General features: G+C 71.4%; 15 protein-coding genes and 1 tRNA gene. 8 read left to right on the forward strand and 8 right to left on the reverse strand.

What is annotated here, in order from left to right:
• The first annotated feature begins 200 nt into the window (after positions 1-200).
• From O1Q96_RS06735 to O1Q96_RS06755, 5 genes are all read left to right on the forward strand, one after another.
• Entirely contained in the window at positions 201-1,373 is a 1,173-nt protein-coding gene (locus O1Q96_RS06735) for an SPFH domain-containing protein (protein ID WP_269247286.1), read from the forward strand.
• Positions 1,360-2,034: a nucleoside/nucleotide kinase family protein gene (locus O1Q96_RS06740; RefSeq protein WP_269247287.1), complete on the forward strand. Its 675-nt coding sequence runs from the start codon at positions 1,360-1,362 to the stop codon at positions 2,032-2,034. Before O1Q96_RS06735 ends, O1Q96_RS06740 begins: the two co-directional genes overlap by 14 nt.
• Before the next feature lie 93 nt (positions 2,035-2,127).
• Positions 2,128-2,748 carry a lytic polysaccharide monooxygenase auxiliary activity family 9 protein gene (locus tag O1Q96_RS06745; protein ID WP_269247288.1) on the forward strand — a complete coding sequence of 207 codons (621 nt, stop codon included), beginning with the start codon at positions 2,128-2,130 and terminating at the stop codon, positions 2,746-2,748.
• Positions 2,749-2,883: 135 nt separating this feature from the next.
• Positions 2,884-3,411 (forward strand): hypothetical protein, encoded by a 528-nt coding sequence (locus tag O1Q96_RS06750; protein WP_269247289.1) that lies wholly within the window; start codon positions 2,884-2,886, stop codon positions 3,409-3,411.
• A 52-nt stretch (positions 3,412-3,463) separates the two neighbouring features.
• Positions 3,464-5,155 carry an AMP-binding protein gene (locus tag O1Q96_RS06755; protein WP_269247290.1) on the forward strand — a complete coding sequence of 564 codons (1,692 nt, stop codon included), beginning with the start codon at positions 3,464-3,466 and terminating at the stop codon, positions 5,153-5,155.
• Between the two features lie 77 nt (positions 5,156-5,232).
• On the opposite strand, the gene O1Q96_RS06760 is transcribed toward O1Q96_RS06755, so the two are convergent.
• The 6 genes from O1Q96_RS06760 to ehuB all read right to left on the reverse strand — a co-directional run bounded on the left by O1Q96_RS06760 (position 5,233) and on the right by ehuB (position 9,722).
• Positions 5,233-5,309 (reverse strand) — tRNA-Lys (locus O1Q96_RS06760).
• Positions 5,310-5,453: 144 nt separating this feature from the next.
• On the reverse strand, positions 5,454-6,206 hold the full coding sequence (locus tag O1Q96_RS06765) for an IclR family transcriptional regulator (RefSeq protein WP_269247291.1): 753 nt from the start codon (positions 6,204-6,206) through the stop codon (positions 5,454-5,456).
• A 382-nt stretch (positions 6,207-6,588) separates the two neighbouring features.
• Positions 6,589-7,398, reverse strand: a complete 810-nt coding sequence (ehuA, locus tag O1Q96_RS06770; RefSeq protein WP_269247292.1) for an ectoine/hydroxyectoine ABC transporter ATP-binding protein EhuA — start codon at positions 7,396-7,398, stop codon at positions 6,589-6,591.
• A gap of 10 nt (positions 7,399-7,408) precedes the next feature.
• The gene (gene ehuD, locus O1Q96_RS06775; protein ID WP_217454703.1) at positions 7,409-8,059 is read right to left on the reverse strand and encodes an ectoine/hydroxyectoine ABC transporter permease subunit EhuD; all 651 of its coding nucleotides are present in this window, start codon (positions 8,057-8,059) and stop codon (positions 7,409-7,411) included.
• The gene (gene ehuC / locus O1Q96_RS06780) at positions 8,059-8,790 is read right to left on the reverse strand and encodes an ectoine/hydroxyectoine ABC transporter permease subunit EhuC (protein WP_269247293.1); all 732 of its coding nucleotides are present in this window, start codon (positions 8,788-8,790) and stop codon (positions 8,059-8,061) included. The genes ehuD and ehuC overlap by 1 nt, the downstream gene beginning before the upstream one ends.
• Positions 8,787-9,722: an ectoine/hydroxyectoine ABC transporter substrate-binding protein EhuB gene (gene ehuB, locus O1Q96_RS06785; RefSeq protein ID WP_419586448.1), complete on the reverse strand. Its 936-nt coding sequence runs from the start codon at positions 9,720-9,722 to the stop codon at positions 8,787-8,789. The genes ehuC and ehuB overlap by 4 nt, the downstream gene beginning before the upstream one ends.
• 95 nt (positions 9,723-9,817) lie before the next feature.
• On the opposite strand from ehuB, the gene O1Q96_RS06790 reads away from it, so the two are divergent.
• Positions 9,818-10,321, forward strand: coding sequence for a DUF3830 family protein (locus O1Q96_RS06790; RefSeq protein WP_269247294.1), 504 nt, complete (start codon positions 9,818-9,820; stop codon positions 10,319-10,321).
• A 67-nt stretch (positions 10,322-10,388) separates the two neighbouring features.
• Here O1Q96_RS06790 and O1Q96_RS06795 read toward each other — a convergent pair whose 3' ends face one another.
• Positions 10,389-11,789, reverse strand: coding sequence for an amidase (locus tag O1Q96_RS06795; protein WP_269247295.1), 1,401 nt, complete (start codon positions 11,787-11,789; stop codon positions 10,389-10,391).
• Positions 11,790-11,807: 18 nt separating this feature from the next.
• A complete protein-coding gene (locus O1Q96_RS06800) occupies positions 11,808-12,782 on the reverse strand; it encodes a D-2-hydroxyacid dehydrogenase (RefSeq protein ID WP_269247296.1) in 975 nt (324 codons plus the stop codon).
• Positions 12,783-13,039: 257 nt separating this feature from the next.
• On the opposite strand from O1Q96_RS06800, the gene O1Q96_RS06805 reads away from it, so the two are divergent.
• Both O1Q96_RS06805 and O1Q96_RS06810 read left to right on the forward strand, forming a co-directional pair.
• Positions 13,040-13,828: a maleate cis-trans isomerase family protein gene (locus tag O1Q96_RS06805; protein ID WP_269253511.1), complete on the forward strand. Its 789-nt coding sequence runs from the start codon at positions 13,040-13,042 to the stop codon at positions 13,826-13,828.
• The gene (locus O1Q96_RS06810) at positions 13,825-14,556 is read left to right on the forward strand and encodes a maleate cis-trans isomerase family protein (RefSeq protein ID WP_269247297.1); all 732 of its coding nucleotides are present in this window, start codon (positions 13,825-13,827) and stop codon (positions 14,554-14,556) included. The genes O1Q96_RS06805 and O1Q96_RS06810 overlap by 4 nt, the downstream gene beginning before the upstream one ends.
• Positions 14,557-14,558: the final 2 nt, after the last annotated feature.

The following is a 14,558-nucleotide window of genomic DNA, read 5'->3' on the forward strand; positions in this document are numbered from 1 at the left end:
GCACGGCCGAAGGGCCGCGGGGTCCGCGGGCTTCGGGACCCATGACCTCAGCACCCTGAGGGCTCCGGCTCTCAGGGACCCGGGGCCTCACCCGCTCCGGGGGCTCGCGCGGCCACGGTGGCGGCGCGGGCGGATCCGGCGACACCCGACGGCACTTCCCTCATGGCAGTTCTTCCTGGCGCGGAGGCACGGAGGCACGGATGAGTACGACGACTTCACACTCCCCGGAGTTCGAGGGGGCCCCCGAAGCGGGTGGGCGCGACACGGCTGCCCGCGGGGCGCGGGTCATCCACAACGAGGCGACCACCGAGATCCCGGTCCACCTGCTGTTCCGTGACGAGCCCGAACCGGTGTCCGTACCGCTCGCGCCCGCCGTCGTGAGCCGGCGGCGGGGCACCGGCGAGCAGCCGCGGATCGCCCGGCGCACCCCCGCCCCGGCGCGGCCCCGGGCCGTACCGGAGGCCGACCCCGAGCTGGTGGAGCGGCCCGCGCGGGTGCTGCCGGGCGCGGCCGGAGTGCTGGCCGGTGCCGTCGGTGCGACCGGGTGCGTCCTGGCGTCGTGGTGGGCGGGCGTCCTGCCGCCGCTCGCCGTGGACGCGCTCGGGCTGCCCGCGCACACCGGCGCCGGGCTGGGCGGCCCGCAGTGGGCGGCGCTCGCGGGATGCGGGGCGCTCGGTCTGTTCGGATTCGGCGGACTGGCGCGCGGCCGCACCGGACGCGCCTGGGTGCTCGGACTCTTCGGCCGCTACCGGGGCACGGTCCGGCGCACCGGCCTCATGTGGGTGAACCCCCTGCTGCTGCGCCGCCGGATCGACGTACGGCTGCGGCACTGGCGGAGCGAGGCGATGCCCGCGGTCGACGCGAACGGGGTCGCCCTGCGCGTCGTCGTGCTCGTCGTCTGGCGGGTGCGGGACACCGCGCGCGCCACGCTCGGCGTCGAGGACCACCAGCGGTATCTGCGCGAGTGCGTGGAGGCGGCCCTCGCCCGCGTGCTCGCGCAGCTGCCGGCCGACGTGCCGCCGCACTCGCCGAGGGCGGCCGACTCCGCGACCCTGCGCAACACGGAGGCCGTCAGCGACTCGCTGACCCGCATCGTGGCCGCGGACGCGGCGGCGGCCGGCCTCCAGGTCTTCTCCGCCCAGCCGCTCGCGGTGGAGTACGCGCCCGAGATCGCCGCCGTGATGCAGCGCCGCCGGATCGCCGCCCTGGACGCCCAGCACCGCGACAAGGTCCTCACCTCGGTCGTCGACTCGGTGGAGGACACGGTGACGCGGCTGACCGTGCGTGGACTGGTCGAGCTCGACGACTACGAGCGCAAGGCCCTGGTGAAGGACCTGACGGTGGCGTTCTATACGGGGCATGGAGATCGATGACCCCCACACCCCCGCCGGATCGCCCCTCACCCTTTCCGCCCTCGCCGCCGACGCCTGGAGCCTGACCGACGGCACACCGCGCGCCGTGCTGGGCCTGGCCGGCCCGCCCGGCGCCGGGAAGTCGACCCTCGCCCGCGCGCTGGTCGCGCACCTCGGCGAGGGGGCCGCCTATCTGCCGCTCGACGGCTTCCACCTCTCCAACGCCCAGCTGGAACGCCGCGGCCTGACCGCCCGCAAGGGCTCCGAGCCGAGCTTCGACGTGTGGGGATACGTCGACCTGCTGCGCCGGGTCCTCGACGAGACCGGCCGGGACATCTACGTACCGGACTACGACCGCACGATCGACGAGCCGGTCGCGGCCCGGCACGTGGTGTCCCCGCGCGCCCGGCTGATCGTCACGGAAGGCAATTACCTCGCCTGTGATCTGCCGGGGTGGCGGGACGCGTACGTGTTCATGGGGGAGTGCTGGTACGTCGAGGCGCCCGGGGGCGTGCGTCGGGTGAGGCTGGTGGAGCGGCAGTTGGCGGGCGGGAGGGGCGAGGGCGAGGCGCGGAACTGGGTCGCGGCCAACGACGAACCCAACGGGGAGCTCGTGGAGAAGTCGCGGGGCCGCTGCCACCGGATCCTCTCCACGATTGGTATGGACCCATCCCATTTTTGATATGGACACAGCCAACAGTCAGCAATAATCTGGAACTTGGTCTAGACCTGCACGGCTCACGGAACTTCCCCCACGTTCTCCAGGAGCGGCAGCATGCGAGAAACTCCCCCACCCCGGAAGCGACTGAAGTGGTACGCCGTCGCGGTCGGGCTCGCCACCACCGGAGCGTTCGTGCTCTCCAGCGGCGGGGCCACCGGCCACGGCTACACCGATCTCCCCATCAGCCGTCAGAAGCTGTGCCAGAACGGCACCGTGGCCAACTGCGGCGCCATCCAGTGGGAGCCCCAGAGCGTCGAGGGCCCCAAGGGCTTCCCGGCGTCCGGACCGGCGGACGGCCGGATCTGTTCCGCGAACCACGCCAACTTCGGCACGCTCGACAAGGCGACGACCCCCTCGGGCGGCGCCTGGCCGACGACGAGGGTCAACGGCGGGCAGAGCTACACCTTCCGCTGGCAGTTCACGGCCCGGCACTCCACGACCGACTTCAAGTACTACATCACCAAGAGCGGCTGGAACCAGAACGCTCCGCTGACCCGGTCCGCGCTGGTCACCACCCCGTTCCTGACCGTCCCGTTCAGTGGCCAGCCCCCGGCGACGCTGTCGCACAGCGGCACCCTGCCGACCGGCAGGAGCGGACACCACGTCATCCTCGCGGTGTGGACGATCGCCGACACGGGGAACGCGTTCTACGCCTGCTCCGACGTCACGTTCTGAGCGCGCCCCGGCCGCCCGTCGCGCAACTCTGAGCATCTCTTGAGGCTCTTCCGCACCCCCCACGGGTAGGTTCCACGCACGTCGACATGGTCATGACGGCGTGCGTGGAGCTGTAACGGACGACGGGGGTTGTCGATGGATCTCATGTTCTACGCGGTGCCGGGCCTGATCATGGCCGTGGCCGTCTTCATGGCCGTCAGGGTGATCCGCCGCGCGCTGGATCTCCGGCGGATCTGGATCGGCGGGCTGACCGCGGAGGCGCGCTGCCTGCGTACCTACACGACGACCAGTGGCGGCAGCGGGGACTCCTCCGTGCGCACGACGCTGCACCACGTGTACGAGTTCACGGCCCGGGACGGGCGCGCCGTCCGTTTCGAGGAGGAGGACGGGCCCGGGACGACGGTCGAGGGCGACATCGTCGTCGTGCACTACGCCGAGGGCGAGACGGTGAAGGCCACGGCCCGGCCGCCGGGCCACGTCAGGAACACGGCCTCCACCGCTGCCGTCCTGGCGCTCCTCGCCGTGGTCGTGGTGTTCTGTGTCGGCTTCATGGCCACCTACACCGAGGCCTCCTCGGGCAGCGACTCCTTCGGGGGCGGCCGGCCCTCCGTCGTGCACGAGCCTCCCTCGCTCGACGACATGCCCTACGACAGGGTGCCCTGACCTTCCGCACCCGTCTCCACATCTGACGCTCCGTCAATTATGGTGCGGCCCCATGGGAGTCGAGAGCGCGGGGACCGTCGCGGAGCTCGTGCGGGACCGGTGGGGCGACCACCGGCCGGGGCTGTGGTTCGAGGACCGGACCCTGACCCATCACGAGATGGCCGCGGGCGCGGCGGCGAGAGCCGCACTGCTGACGGAGCTGCTGCCCGCCGGCGCCGAACCCCATCTGGGGGTGCTGCTCGACAACACCCCCGAATACCCCCTGTGGTTGAGCGCGGCGGCCCTCGCGGGCGCCGCCGTCGCCGGGATCAACCCGACCCGCCGCGGCCCCGAGCTCGCCCGCGACATCCTGCACACCGAGTGCCGCGTCCTGGTCACCGAGCGAACCCACCTCCCGCTCCTCGACGGACTCGAACTGCCGGGAACGCGAGTGCTGGTGACCGACACCGAGGCGTACGAGGAACTGCTCCAGTCGTACGCGGACGCACGCCCCGAGCCGGGGAAGGCCACCCCGGAGAGCCGGCTCCTCCTGTACTTCACCTCCGGCTCGACCGGTGCGCCCAAGGCGGCGATCTGCTCGCAGGGGAGGCTCGCGGCGGCCGGGCGGTCACTGGCCGGCCACTTCGGGGTGCGCGCGGACGACGTGCACTACGTCTGCATGCCGATGTTCCACGGCAACGCGGTGATCGCCGACTGGGCCCCGGCGCTCGTCGCCGGCGCGGGCGTGGCACTGCGGCGCCGCTTCTCGGCCTCGGGGTTCCTCACGGACGTACGGGCGTACGGGGCCACGTACTTCACGTACGTGGGGCGTGCCGTCCAGTACATCCTGGAGACCCCGGCCCGCGCCGACGACCGGGACAACCCGCTGCGCACCGGCTTCGGGACGGAGGCGGGAGCGGTGGACGCGGCCGCCTTCGAGGAGCGGTTCGGGGTGCCCCTGGTGGAGGGGTACGGGTCGTCGGAGGGCGGCGCGGCGATCCAGCGGACACCAGGGACACCCGGTGGCGCGATAGGACGGGCGGCGCCCGGCGACGACCTCGCGGTGGTCGATCCGGTGAGCCGGACCGAGTGCCCCGCGGCCGTCTTCGGAGCCGACGGCCGGCTGCTCAACGGGCGGGACGCCATAGGGGAGCTGGTGAACCGCGGCCCGAACCGCTTCGAGGGGTACTGGCGCAACCCGGCGGCCGAGGCGGCGCGGCGCCGGTCGGCCCCCGCCGGCGCGGGCGCGGACGGCGGCGCGGACGGCGACGGCTGGTACTGGACCGGTGACCTCTTCTACCGGGACGCCGGGGGTTTCCTGTACTTCGCGGGCCGTACGGACGACCGGCTCCGCGTCGACAGTGAGAACCTGGCCGCGGCGGTGATCGAGAACATCCTCGCCCGCCACGGGAGCGCGGACGCCGTGGCCGTGTACGCCGTTCCCGACCCGGTGGCCGGCGACCAGGTCATGGCCGCGGTGGCCGGCACCTTCGAACCGCTCGCCTTCGAGGCCTTCCTGCGCGCCCAGCCGGATCTGGGGACCAAGATGGCCCCCCGTTTCGTACGGGTCGTCGAGCGTATGCCGGTCACCGCCACCAACAAGATCCACCGGGCGGCACTGCGCCGCGAGGGCTTCCGCTGCGCGGACCCGGTGTGGTGGCGGCCGCCGGGCGAGTCCGGGTACCGGCTCCTGACCGGCGAGGACGTCGAGGCGCTGGTCGCGCGGTACCGGGCGCGGGGGCGTGAGGAACTGCTGGCGAGGTAGAGCCGCCCTTCCCGGGAGCGGGGTCGACAGGTGCCGGGCAACGCGGAAGGCCCCCGCTCTCGCGGAGGCCTTCTCTGTGGTGCGCCGCCAGGGACTCGAACCCCGGACCCGCTGATTAAGAGTCAGCTGCTCTAACCAACTGAGCTAGCGGCGCATGACTCCCGCCGACCGCTCTCGCGGCTGGCGACAGGGAAAATACTACCCGGTCCACGGGAGTGCTCCGGACCACCCGTACGTGCCCCGGATCACTCGGACCGGCAGGTCGGGGTGCCCCTCGGCCCGCCGGCGGGGGAGGTCCTCAGATCGCCAGGGAGAGCAGGACCGGCGCGGCGCCCCGGTTCAGTGTGTCCGCCGCCTCGCGCAGCCGGTGGGCGTGCCGCACCGGGAGGGAGAGGGCGAGGCAGCCCACGGCGGAGCCGGCCGTGATGGGGACCGCCGCGCAGACCGTGCCGACCGCGTACTCCTGGAGGTCGAGCACGGGCACGGTGGGTGCCTGGGCGTCGAGCCGGGACAGGAACACCCGCTCGTTCGTGATGGTGCGCGAGGTGAGCCGGGCCATCCGGTGGCGGGAGAGGTGGTCGCGCCGGCCGTTGAGGTCGAGCTGGCCGAGGAGGCTCTTTCCGATCGCGCTGGCGTGGGCCGCGGAGCGGAAGTCCACCCACTCGTTGACCGCAGGGGTGGCCGGGCCGTCGGCGCACTGCGTGACATGGATCTCGCCGTCCACGTACCGGCTCATGTAGACGGCGGCGCCGAGCGAGTCGCGCAGCCGGTCGAGGTTCCGCTGGAGCTGGTCACGCAGGGCCTCGTCCCGGTCGTGCGTCGAGCCGAGCCTGCCGAAGGCCTTCCCGGTGACGTACGCCCCGTCCGCGAGCTGTTCGACGTATCCCTCGCGGCGCAGCATCCGCAGGAGTGCGGTGAGGCGCTCGGTGCCGAGGCCGGCGTGGCGGGCCAGTTCGACGTCCGTGACGCCGGCGGTGTGCCGGGCCACGGTCTCCAGGACGCGCAGGGCGTCCTGGGCCGAGTGGCGTGGCGTGGTCGGTTCGAGCTTCACGACAGCTCACCTCGCAGTGACGCTCCGGATGCCGACGGATGGTGTCCCTGCCGGGGGCCCGGTCCGCGGCGGAGCCGCTGTCGGATGCCGAGTCCCTCGGAACGGTGCGGCAGCGCCACGGTTGTCCCCCTGCGCTTTTCGGCCCGGCATGCGCATCAACGCAGCCCGGACGGCCGGGCCCCCTCCACGATAGCCGCCAAGGCGTGTACGGGGAGGGGCTGTTGGCGAGATTGGTGGCGTGTTCCAGTCCCCTCAACAGCGGCTCATCTTCTTGGCATATGTCAAAGTCATGAGCCAGGGCCCGGGTCCGGACCTGGCCGCTCTCACGCGCCCAGGTGTCCCCGGAGCGTTCCGCAACGGGACGTGCGCGGAGCGCACCCGCTCACAGCACCGCCCCGAGGAACTCCCGGGTCCTCTCGTGGTCCGGGTCCCCGAAGATCTTCTCCGGCGAACCGGACTCCAGGACCCGCCCGGAGTCGAACATCAGTACCTGGTCGGAGATGTCCCGGGCGAAGCTCATCTCATGGGTCACGCAGAGCATCGTGATGTCGGTGGTGCGGGCGATGTCCCGCAGCACGTCGAGGACGCCGGCGACCAGCTCGGGGTCGAGCGCGGACGTCACCTCGTCCAGGAGCAGCACCTGCGGCCGCATCGCCAGGGCCCGCGCGATCGCCACACGCTGCTGTTGACCGCCGGAGAGCTGGCTCGGGTACTTGTCGACGTGCTCGGCCAGCCCCACCAGGTCGAGCAGTTCGCGCGCCCGCTCCTCGGCCGCGTCCTTGGACATCCCGAGCACGGTGACCGGCGCCTCGGTGATGTTGCGCAGCACCTTCATGTTCGGAAAGAGGTTGAACTGCTGGAAGACCATCCCGATGTTCTTGCGGACCTCGCGGATGTGCTTCTCGCCGGCCGGGACCAGCTTGCCGTTCTTCTCCTCGTGGGTGAGGTAGTCGCCGCCCACCTTGATCGTGCCCTCGTCGGGCTTGGCCAGGGTCATCAGCAGCCGCAGGATCGTCGTCTTGCCGGAGCCGGACGGGCCGATCAGCGTGACGTGCTTGCCGGACGCGACGGAGAAGTCGAGCTCGTCGAGGACGGTGTTGTCCCCGAAGCGCTTGGTGACCTTGTCGAAACGGATCAGCTCGCTGCCGTCCGCCGCCGGGTTGGCGGTGGGGTCGGCGCCGGGCTCTTTCATCAGAGGGGTGTCAGCGGACAAGACGTCGCTCCAGGGCTCGCATGAGGAGGGAAGCGGGATAGGAAATGAGGATGAAGGCCACGCCGATGACCGTCAGCGGCTCGGTGAACTGGAAGTTCTGCTGCGCGAACAGCCGCGCCTCGCCGAGCATGTCGAGGACGGTGATCGCCATCAGCATGGGCGTGTCCTTGAGCATCGAGATGACGTAGTTGCCCAGTGCGGGCACCACCCGGCGGATCGCCTGCGGCAGGATCACCGCGGTCCAGGTCCGGGTCATGGGCAGGTTCAGTGCCGTGGCCGCTTCCCACTGGCCGGCCGGCACGCCCTCGATGCCGGCCCGGTAGACCTGCATCGTGTACGTCGAGTAGTGCAGCCCGATCGCGACGACACCGGTCGTCATCGCGGAGAACGTGATGTTCCACTCGGGCAGCACGTAGAAGAGGAAGAACAGCTGCACCAGCAGCGGGGTGTTGCGGATGAACTCCGTGACGACCCCGACCGGCCAGCGCACCCACCGGGTCGGCGTCCGCATCAGCAGCGCCCACACCAGCCCGAGGGCGAAGGAGATCAGCGAGCCGAGCACCAGGGCCTGCAGGGTGACCAGCAGGCCGTCCCAGAAGAGCGGCATGAAGTCGCCGACGGCACTCCAGTCCCATTTCATCAGCGACCCCCTGCCGCTTCGGCGCCGACGGCCGTGGTCTCGGGACGGGTCGCGGAGACCTTGGGCTTCCCGCCGTCTGCGGGTGCCCTGCCGACCCCGGCCTTCAGCCGCTTCTCCAGGCCGCGCATGAGGCGCGTGAGCAGGAAGGCGATCACGAAGTAGATCAACAGGATGTACGTGTAGATCTCCGCGCTCTCCTGCAGCGCGAGCCGCACCAGGTTCCCGCTGAACGCCAGGTCGCCCATGCCCATCACGGACACCAGGGCGGTGCCCTTGAGCAGCTCGATCAGCAGGTTGGAGAAGGGCGGGATCATCTCCGGCACCGCCTGCGGCAGCAGGATCAGCCGCAGCCGCTGCGCGTGCGTGAAGCTGAGCGCGATACCGCCCTCACGCTGCGCCGGGTCGACGGAGTTCAGCGCGCCGCGCACGATCTCGGAGCCGTACGCCCCGTAGGTGAGACCCAGCGCGAGAGTGCCCGCCCACATGGGGACGAGCTGCCAGCCGAAGGCGGGTGGCAGCACGAAGAACACCCAGAAGATCATGATCAGCGCGGAGGTGCCGCGGAACACCTCGGTGTAGAAGCCCGCCAGGAAGCGGACCATCCACAGCCGGTGGGTGCGCGCGATGCCCACCACGAAGGAGACGGCCGCGGCCAGCAGTGCGCTGAACACCAGCAGCTGGACGGTGACCCAGATCCCCTTCAGTACGAGTTCCCAGAGTCCCGATGTCATCCGCCGCACAACTCCTTCGCGGTCATATCGGTCATCTCGTTCTTGGTGAATCCGAAGGGCCGCAGGATCCGGAGCAGCTCACCGCTCTCCTTCATCTTCTTGAGTTCCACGTTGAAGGCGTCCCGCAGCCGCGTCTCCGTCGGGCGGAACGCGAAGCCGCCGCCGTCCGTGTGCGGCTTGCCGTCCACGAGGGGCGCGAAGGGCTCGGTCGACTCCACCTTGCGGGACTTCTTGACGACCTCGCGGGTGGTCAGCGCCGTCCCCGCGAAGACGTCGACACGGCCCGCCTCGACGGCGTTCATACCCGCGACCTGGTCCTGGACGATCAGGATGTCGCTCTCCTTGTACCCGGCCTCGACCGCGTACTGGATCTCCGCGTAGCCGGTTCCGGTCGCGAACTTCGCCTTCGACTCGACGACGTCCTTGTAGTCGCGCAGGTTCTTCGGATTGCCCTTGCGCACGATGAACGCGTCGAGCATCTGGTAGTCCGGGTCGGAGAAGATCACCTGCTCACAGCGCTCGGCGTTGATGTACATCCCGGCGGCGACCACGTCGAACTGCTGGGACTTCAGGCCGGGAATGAGCGAGCCGAACTCCGTGGGCACGGGCTGGACGCTGTCCACCCCCAGCCGCTTGAAGATGACCCTCGCGAGTTCCGGGGCCTCGCCCGTGAGCTCGCCGTTCTTGTCGATGTAGCCGAAGGGGATCTCGCCGGCGATACCGAGGCGTACGACACCCTGGGCCTTCAGCCGGTCCAGGAGATCACCGCCGTCCTTGCCCGACGCCGTGGCCACGCGGCTGCAGCCGGCGGCGCCGAGCGCACCCAGCGCCGCGACACCCGCCAGCAGCGACCGGCGGCTCGTGCCGCGCCGACCGCGGTCCTCTACCTCCGGCGAAGCTTCCTTCGCGTCGTTCCCAAATGGTGGAGCCATGGGCGCGCGGCTACCCGAGACGATGCAAGGTATGCGGATCAGTTTGCGCCCTTGTGCCGCAGGGCCCTCTTGACCCCGGGTGGACCATGGAAACCATGGCCGACCGTTACATCGACGTGTCCCTGTCCAAGCGCGGAGTGCACTGCACGGCGAAACTCCTCGACGACCGCGCCCCGATCACCTGCGAGGCGGTGTGGAACGCGCTGCCACTCGGCGGCGACGTCTATCACGCGAAGTACGCCCGCAACGAGATCTACGCCCTGCTCCCGGCCTTCGCCCCGGACGAACCCCCACTGGAGAACCCGACCGTCACGCCCATTCCGGGCGACCTCTGCTACTTCTCGTTCTCCGGCACGCAGCTGGGCACACAGGCGTACGGCTACGGGGGCGCCTCCGGCGGGGTGCGGGCGGGGGTGCCGGTGATCGACCTCGCTCTCTTCTACGAGCGGAACAATTTGCTGCTCAACGGGGATGTGGGGTGGGTCCCGGGGATTGTGTGGGGCGCGGTGGTGGAGGGATTGGACGGCATGGCGGAGGCGTGCAATGACCTGTGGCGAGCGGGGGCGCTGGGGGAGTCCCTGAGGTTTCGGCGGGTCTAGGGCCGAGAGCTCGGGACTGGTGGGTCGTGGGTCGCCGCCCGCAGCTTCCCCCGGGACCTCCTACCCCCTAGAGGCGCGGAGGCGCGACCCCGCCGACGCCGGCCGAGTACAACGCGTGGGCCGTCCGCAGGACCACCGCGTCGTCGTGGCGGGCGGCGACGATCTGGAGGCCGACCGGGAGGCCGTCCTCGTCCATCCCGACCGGGACCGTCGCCGCGGGCTGCTGCGTCATGTTGAAGGGGTACGTGAAGGGCGTCCAGCCCGTCCACCTGCGATGCCCCGAGCCGCGGGGCACCTCCGTGCCGGCCTCGAACGCCGTGATCGGCATCGTCGGCGTCACCAGCACGTCGTACGTGTCGTGGAAGCGGCCCATCCGCCGCCCGAGCTCCATGCGCACGTCCACCGCGGCGAGGTAGTCCAGCGCGCCGAACCGCGCCCCCAGCCCGCAGATCTCCCGCAGCCCCGGGTCGAGCAGCTCCCGCTGCTGCGGCCCGAGCCGCTGCGTCACCCGAGCCGCCCCGCTGAACCACAGCACATGGAACGCCTCGACCGGATCCGTGAAGTCGGGGTCGGCCTCCTCGACGTACGCGCCGAGGGACGCGAGCCCCTCCACCCCGCGCCGCACCGCCGCCGCGACACCGGGCCGCACCGCCACCTGCCCGCCGAGGGAGGGCGAGTAGGCGACCCGCAGCCCACGTAGGTCACCGCTGAGCGAATCCGCGAACGAGCCGCCCGCCGGGCCGAGCCCCGACCAGTCCCGCGTGTCCGGCCCGCTGACAACGTCCAGCATGAGCGCCGCGTCCGCGGCGTCCCGCGTCATCGGCCCCACATGCGCGAGCGTCCCGAACGCGCTCGCGGGATACAGCGGCACCCTCCCGTACGTCGGCTTCAGCGCGAAGACGCCGCAGAAGGAGGCGGGGATACGGACGCTGCCGCCGCCGTCCGTGCCCAGCGACAGCGGACCGGCGCCCAGCGCCACGGCCGCCGCGCTCCCGCCGCTCGACCCGCCCGACGTACGCGAAGGGTCGTACGGATTGCGCGTCACCCCCGACGCGGGTGAGTCGGTGACACCCTTCCAGCCGAACTCGGGGGTCGTCGTCCGGCCGAGGAAGACCGCTCCGTGCTCGCGCAGCCGCGCCACGGACGGCGCGTCCTCGTCCCAGCGCCCCTGCGGGGAGATCGTCCTGGAGCCCTTCAGGGTCGGCCCGCCGCGCATCAGCAGGATGTCCTTCACCGAGACCGGCACGCCGTCCACCAGCCCGGCCGGCTCGCCCCGCCGCCACCGCTCGGCGGAGTCCCGTGCCTGCGCGAGCGCGGCCTCCTCGTCGAGACGGACGAACGCGTTCACCACGGGCTGGATCTCCTCGGCCCTGCGCAGCGCGGCCCGCACCGCGTCCACCGGGCTGAATTCGCCCTTGCGGTAGCCCTCGACGAGTCGTACAGCGGTCAGCTCGGTGAGTTCGGTCATCCGCCCCTCCAACGTGTGTCAGTGGCCAGGTACGTATCCACGCCGCTTGTCGACGACGTTCGGCAGCGGACCGCCCGCCTCCCAGAGCTCGAACAACTCCACGAACTGCGCGCCCAGTTCGTCCCGCCAGCCCACGGTGTCGCCACTCATGTGGGGTGACACGATCAGGCCCGGGACCTCCCACAACGGGCTGTCGGGGCCCAGCGGTTCGTGCGCGAAGACGTCGAGCGCGGCCCCCGCGATCCACCGGTCCGTGAGGGCCCGGGCGAGCGCGTCCTCCACGACGAGCTGCCCGCGGCCGACGTTCACGAAGCGCGCCGACGGCTGCATCAGCCCGAACCGCCGCGCGTCGAACATCCCGTACGTCTCGTCCGTGAGCGGCGCCGCGGACACCACCCAGTCGGCCCGGGCCATCAGCCGGTCCAGCTCCTCGGGCCCGTGCACCCCGTCACGCGCGGTGCGCCCTACGAGCGCCGTCGTGATGCCGAGCGCCCCCAGTGTCCGCCCGACCGCCCGTCCGATCGGCCCGGATCCGACCACACACGCCCGCGTACCCGCGACCCGCTGCGACTCGCGGTGCCGCCACTCGCGCGCCCCCTGGAGCTCCCACGTGCGCGGCAGGTCCTTGGCCATGGCAAGGACGAGCGCGGCCACGTACTCCGCGATCGGCTGGTCGAAGACGCCGCGCGCGTTCGTCACCAGCGTGTCGGAGCCGGCCAGTTCGGGGCACATCAGATGGTCCACGCCGGCGCTCGCCGTGTGCACCCAGCGCGGCCGCGGCCCCTCGCCCGGCCAGGCCCGGCGCACCGCGTGCGAGGCGAAGTCCCAGACCAGCAGCACGTCCGCGGAGGGCAGCAGCGCTGCCAGCGTCGACTCGTCCGCGTGCTCGACGCGCACCCGCCCGGTGAGCCTCCCGAGCCGCGGCGGCGGCTCGGCGTCCAGCACCAGCAACGTCAGCTTTTCGGCCGTGTTCGAGGACGGGGGAGCGGTCATCGGGGGGAAACCGTTTCGCAACGCGGGTCCGCTTCTCTGAGTCTGGGGCACTGCTGCGGGACATCGGCCAAGCCGTCTGAGATGTGCGGATTGACCACGCTCGCACCCGAACCTACCTTCGTCAACACGGGCTCTTTTTCCGGGGGTTCCGGGGGTCCCGTCCGTTCCTGTCCCGACGTCCCGGCACGCGCCGGCCTGTGTCCCCCGGCCGCGCGGCCGGTCTCCACCACTCGCTCGACCCGAGTTTGGGGCTGCTCATGGACGTCTCCTTCCTTGGTGGACCGCACCCCCAGAGGGGTGTCGGCGTCGTCGCACCCTTCGACTTCGCCCTCGACCGCGAACTGTGGCGATGGGTGCCCGACGAGGTTTCTCTGCACCTCACCCGTACCCCGTTCGTACCCGTCGAGGTCAGCCTCGACCTCGCACGCCTGGTCAGCGAGCACGAAACGCTCGGCGACGCGGTGCGCACACTCAACGCCGTCGCGCCGGAGATCGTCGCGTACGCCTGCACGTCCGGCAGTTTCGTCGGGGGAATCCCGGGCGAGCGCGCGATGTGCGAGGCCATGACCCGGGCGGGCGCGGTCCCCTCCGTGACCACGTCCGGTGCACTCCTGGAGGCACTGGAAGAACTGGGCGTGCGCCGGATCGCGCTCGTCACGCCGTACACCGTCTCCGTGACCCAGTCCCTGGAGGACTACCTCGCCGAAGCGGGCATCGCGGTCACCGGCCGCGCCTACATGGGCCTGACCAGGCACATCTGGAAGGTCCCCTACCGCGATGTCGTCGACATGGCCCGCGGCGCCGCGTGTGTGGCCGCCGACGCGCTCTTCATCAGCTGCACCAACCTCGCCACCTACGACGTCATCCCGCAGCTGGAGGCCGAGCTGCGCATCCCGGTGATCTCGGCCAACCAGGTGACGATGTGGGCCGCACTGCGCCATCTGGGTACCCGGGCGGTAGGGCCGTACCAGGCGCTGATCGACGAGTCGGCGCGACAGCGGCCCGTACCGCCCGCACTGCCGGAAGAACAGGAAGGTTGGGCATGACGGCTCTCGGATTCCTCTACCCGGGCCATTCGGCCGAGGACGACTACCCGCGCATCGAGCAGCTCCTCGGCAGCGACATCCGCCTCCAGGTCGTCCACACGGACATCGGCGAGGACGCCCACCGCGTGGACGCGCTGCTGGAAATGGGCTCGGCCGCCCGGCTCGCCGCCGGTGTCGAGGAACTGCGCCTGTCCGGCGCCGAGGCGGTCGTCTGGGCCTGCACCAGCGGCAGCTTCGTGTACGGCTGGGAGGGCGCCCACGAACAGATCCGCGCTCTGGCCCTGGCGGCGGGACTGCCGGCCTCCTCCACGTCCTTCGCGTTCGCCCACGCCGTACGTGAGCTGGGCGCGAAGCGCGTCGCGGTCGCGGCCACCTATCCCGACGACGTGGCCGCGCTCTTCGTGTCGTTCCTGACGGACGCGGGCCTGGAGGTCGTCTCCGTGCGCGGTTCCGGGATCATCACGGCCGCCGAGGTCGGCACCTGGGGCGAGGCGGAGGTCCTGGCCCTGGCCCGCGAGGCCGACCACCCCGAGGCGCAGGCCCTGCTGCTCCCGGACACCGCCCTGCACACGGCCTCCTGCATCCCCGCCCTGGAGAAGGAACTGGGCAAGCCGGTCCTCACCGCCAACCAGGTCACGGTCCGGGAGGCGCTGCGCCTGGCGGACCGCAGGGTCAACGCCCCGGAACTGGGCGCACTCTTCACGAGGGAGCCGGTCGTCCAGGCCTAGCG

This window comes from Streptomyces aurantiacus, assembly GCF_027107535.1.
Lineage (GTDB): Bacteria > Actinomycetota > Actinomycetes > Streptomycetales > Streptomycetaceae > Streptomyces.

Excerpts from the sequence above, each read along its gene's own strand:
- O1Q96_RS06735 (WP_269247286.1), top strand. The coding sequence starts at position 201 with ATGAGTACGACGACTTCACACTCCCCGGAGTTCGAGGGGGCCCCCGAA.
- O1Q96_RS06740 (WP_269247287.1), top strand. The coding sequence starts at position 1,360 with ATGGAGATCGATGACCCCCACACCCCCGCCGGATCGCCCCTCACCCTT.
- O1Q96_RS06745 (WP_269247288.1), top strand. The coding sequence starts at position 2,128 with ATGCGAGAAACTCCCCCACCCCGGAAGCGACTGAAGTGGTACGCCGTC.
- O1Q96_RS06750 (WP_269247289.1), top strand. The coding sequence starts at position 2,884 with ATGGATCTCATGTTCTACGCGGTGCCGGGCCTGATCATGGCCGTGGCC.
- O1Q96_RS06755 (WP_269247290.1), top strand. The coding sequence starts at position 3,464 with ATGGGAGTCGAGAGCGCGGGGACCGTCGCGGAGCTCGTGCGGGACCGG.
- ehuA (WP_269247292.1), bottom strand. The coding sequence starts at position 7,398 with ATGAAAGAGCCCGGCGCCGACCCCACCGCCAACCCGGCGGCGGACGGC.
- ehuD (WP_217454703.1), bottom strand. The coding sequence starts at position 8,059 with ATGAAATGGGACTGGAGTGCCGTCGGCGACTTCATGCCGCTCTTCTGG.
- ehuC (WP_269247293.1), bottom strand. The coding sequence starts at position 8,790 with ATGACATCGGGACTCTGGGAACTCGTACTGAAGGGGATCTGGGTCACC.
- ehuB (WP_419586448.1), bottom strand. The coding sequence starts at position 9,722 with ATGGCTCCACCATTTGGGAACGACGCGAAGGAAGCTTCGCCGGAGGTA.
- O1Q96_RS06790 (WP_269247294.1), top strand. The coding sequence starts at position 9,818 with ATGGCCGACCGTTACATCGACGTGTCCCTGTCCAAGCGCGGAGTGCAC.
- O1Q96_RS06795 (WP_269247295.1), bottom strand. The coding sequence starts at position 11,789 with ATGACCGAACTCACCGAGCTGACCGCTGTACGACTCGTCGAGGGCTAC.
- O1Q96_RS06800 (WP_269247296.1), bottom strand. The coding sequence starts at position 12,782 with ATGACCGCTCCCCCGTCCTCGAACACGGCCGAAAAGCTGACGTTGCTG.
- O1Q96_RS06805 (WP_269253511.1), top strand. The coding sequence starts at position 13,040 with ATGGACGTCTCCTTCCTTGGTGGACCGCACCCCCAGAGGGGTGTCGGC.
- O1Q96_RS06810 (WP_269247297.1), top strand. The coding sequence starts at position 13,825 with ATGACGGCTCTCGGATTCCTCTACCCGGGCCATTCGGCCGAGGACGAC.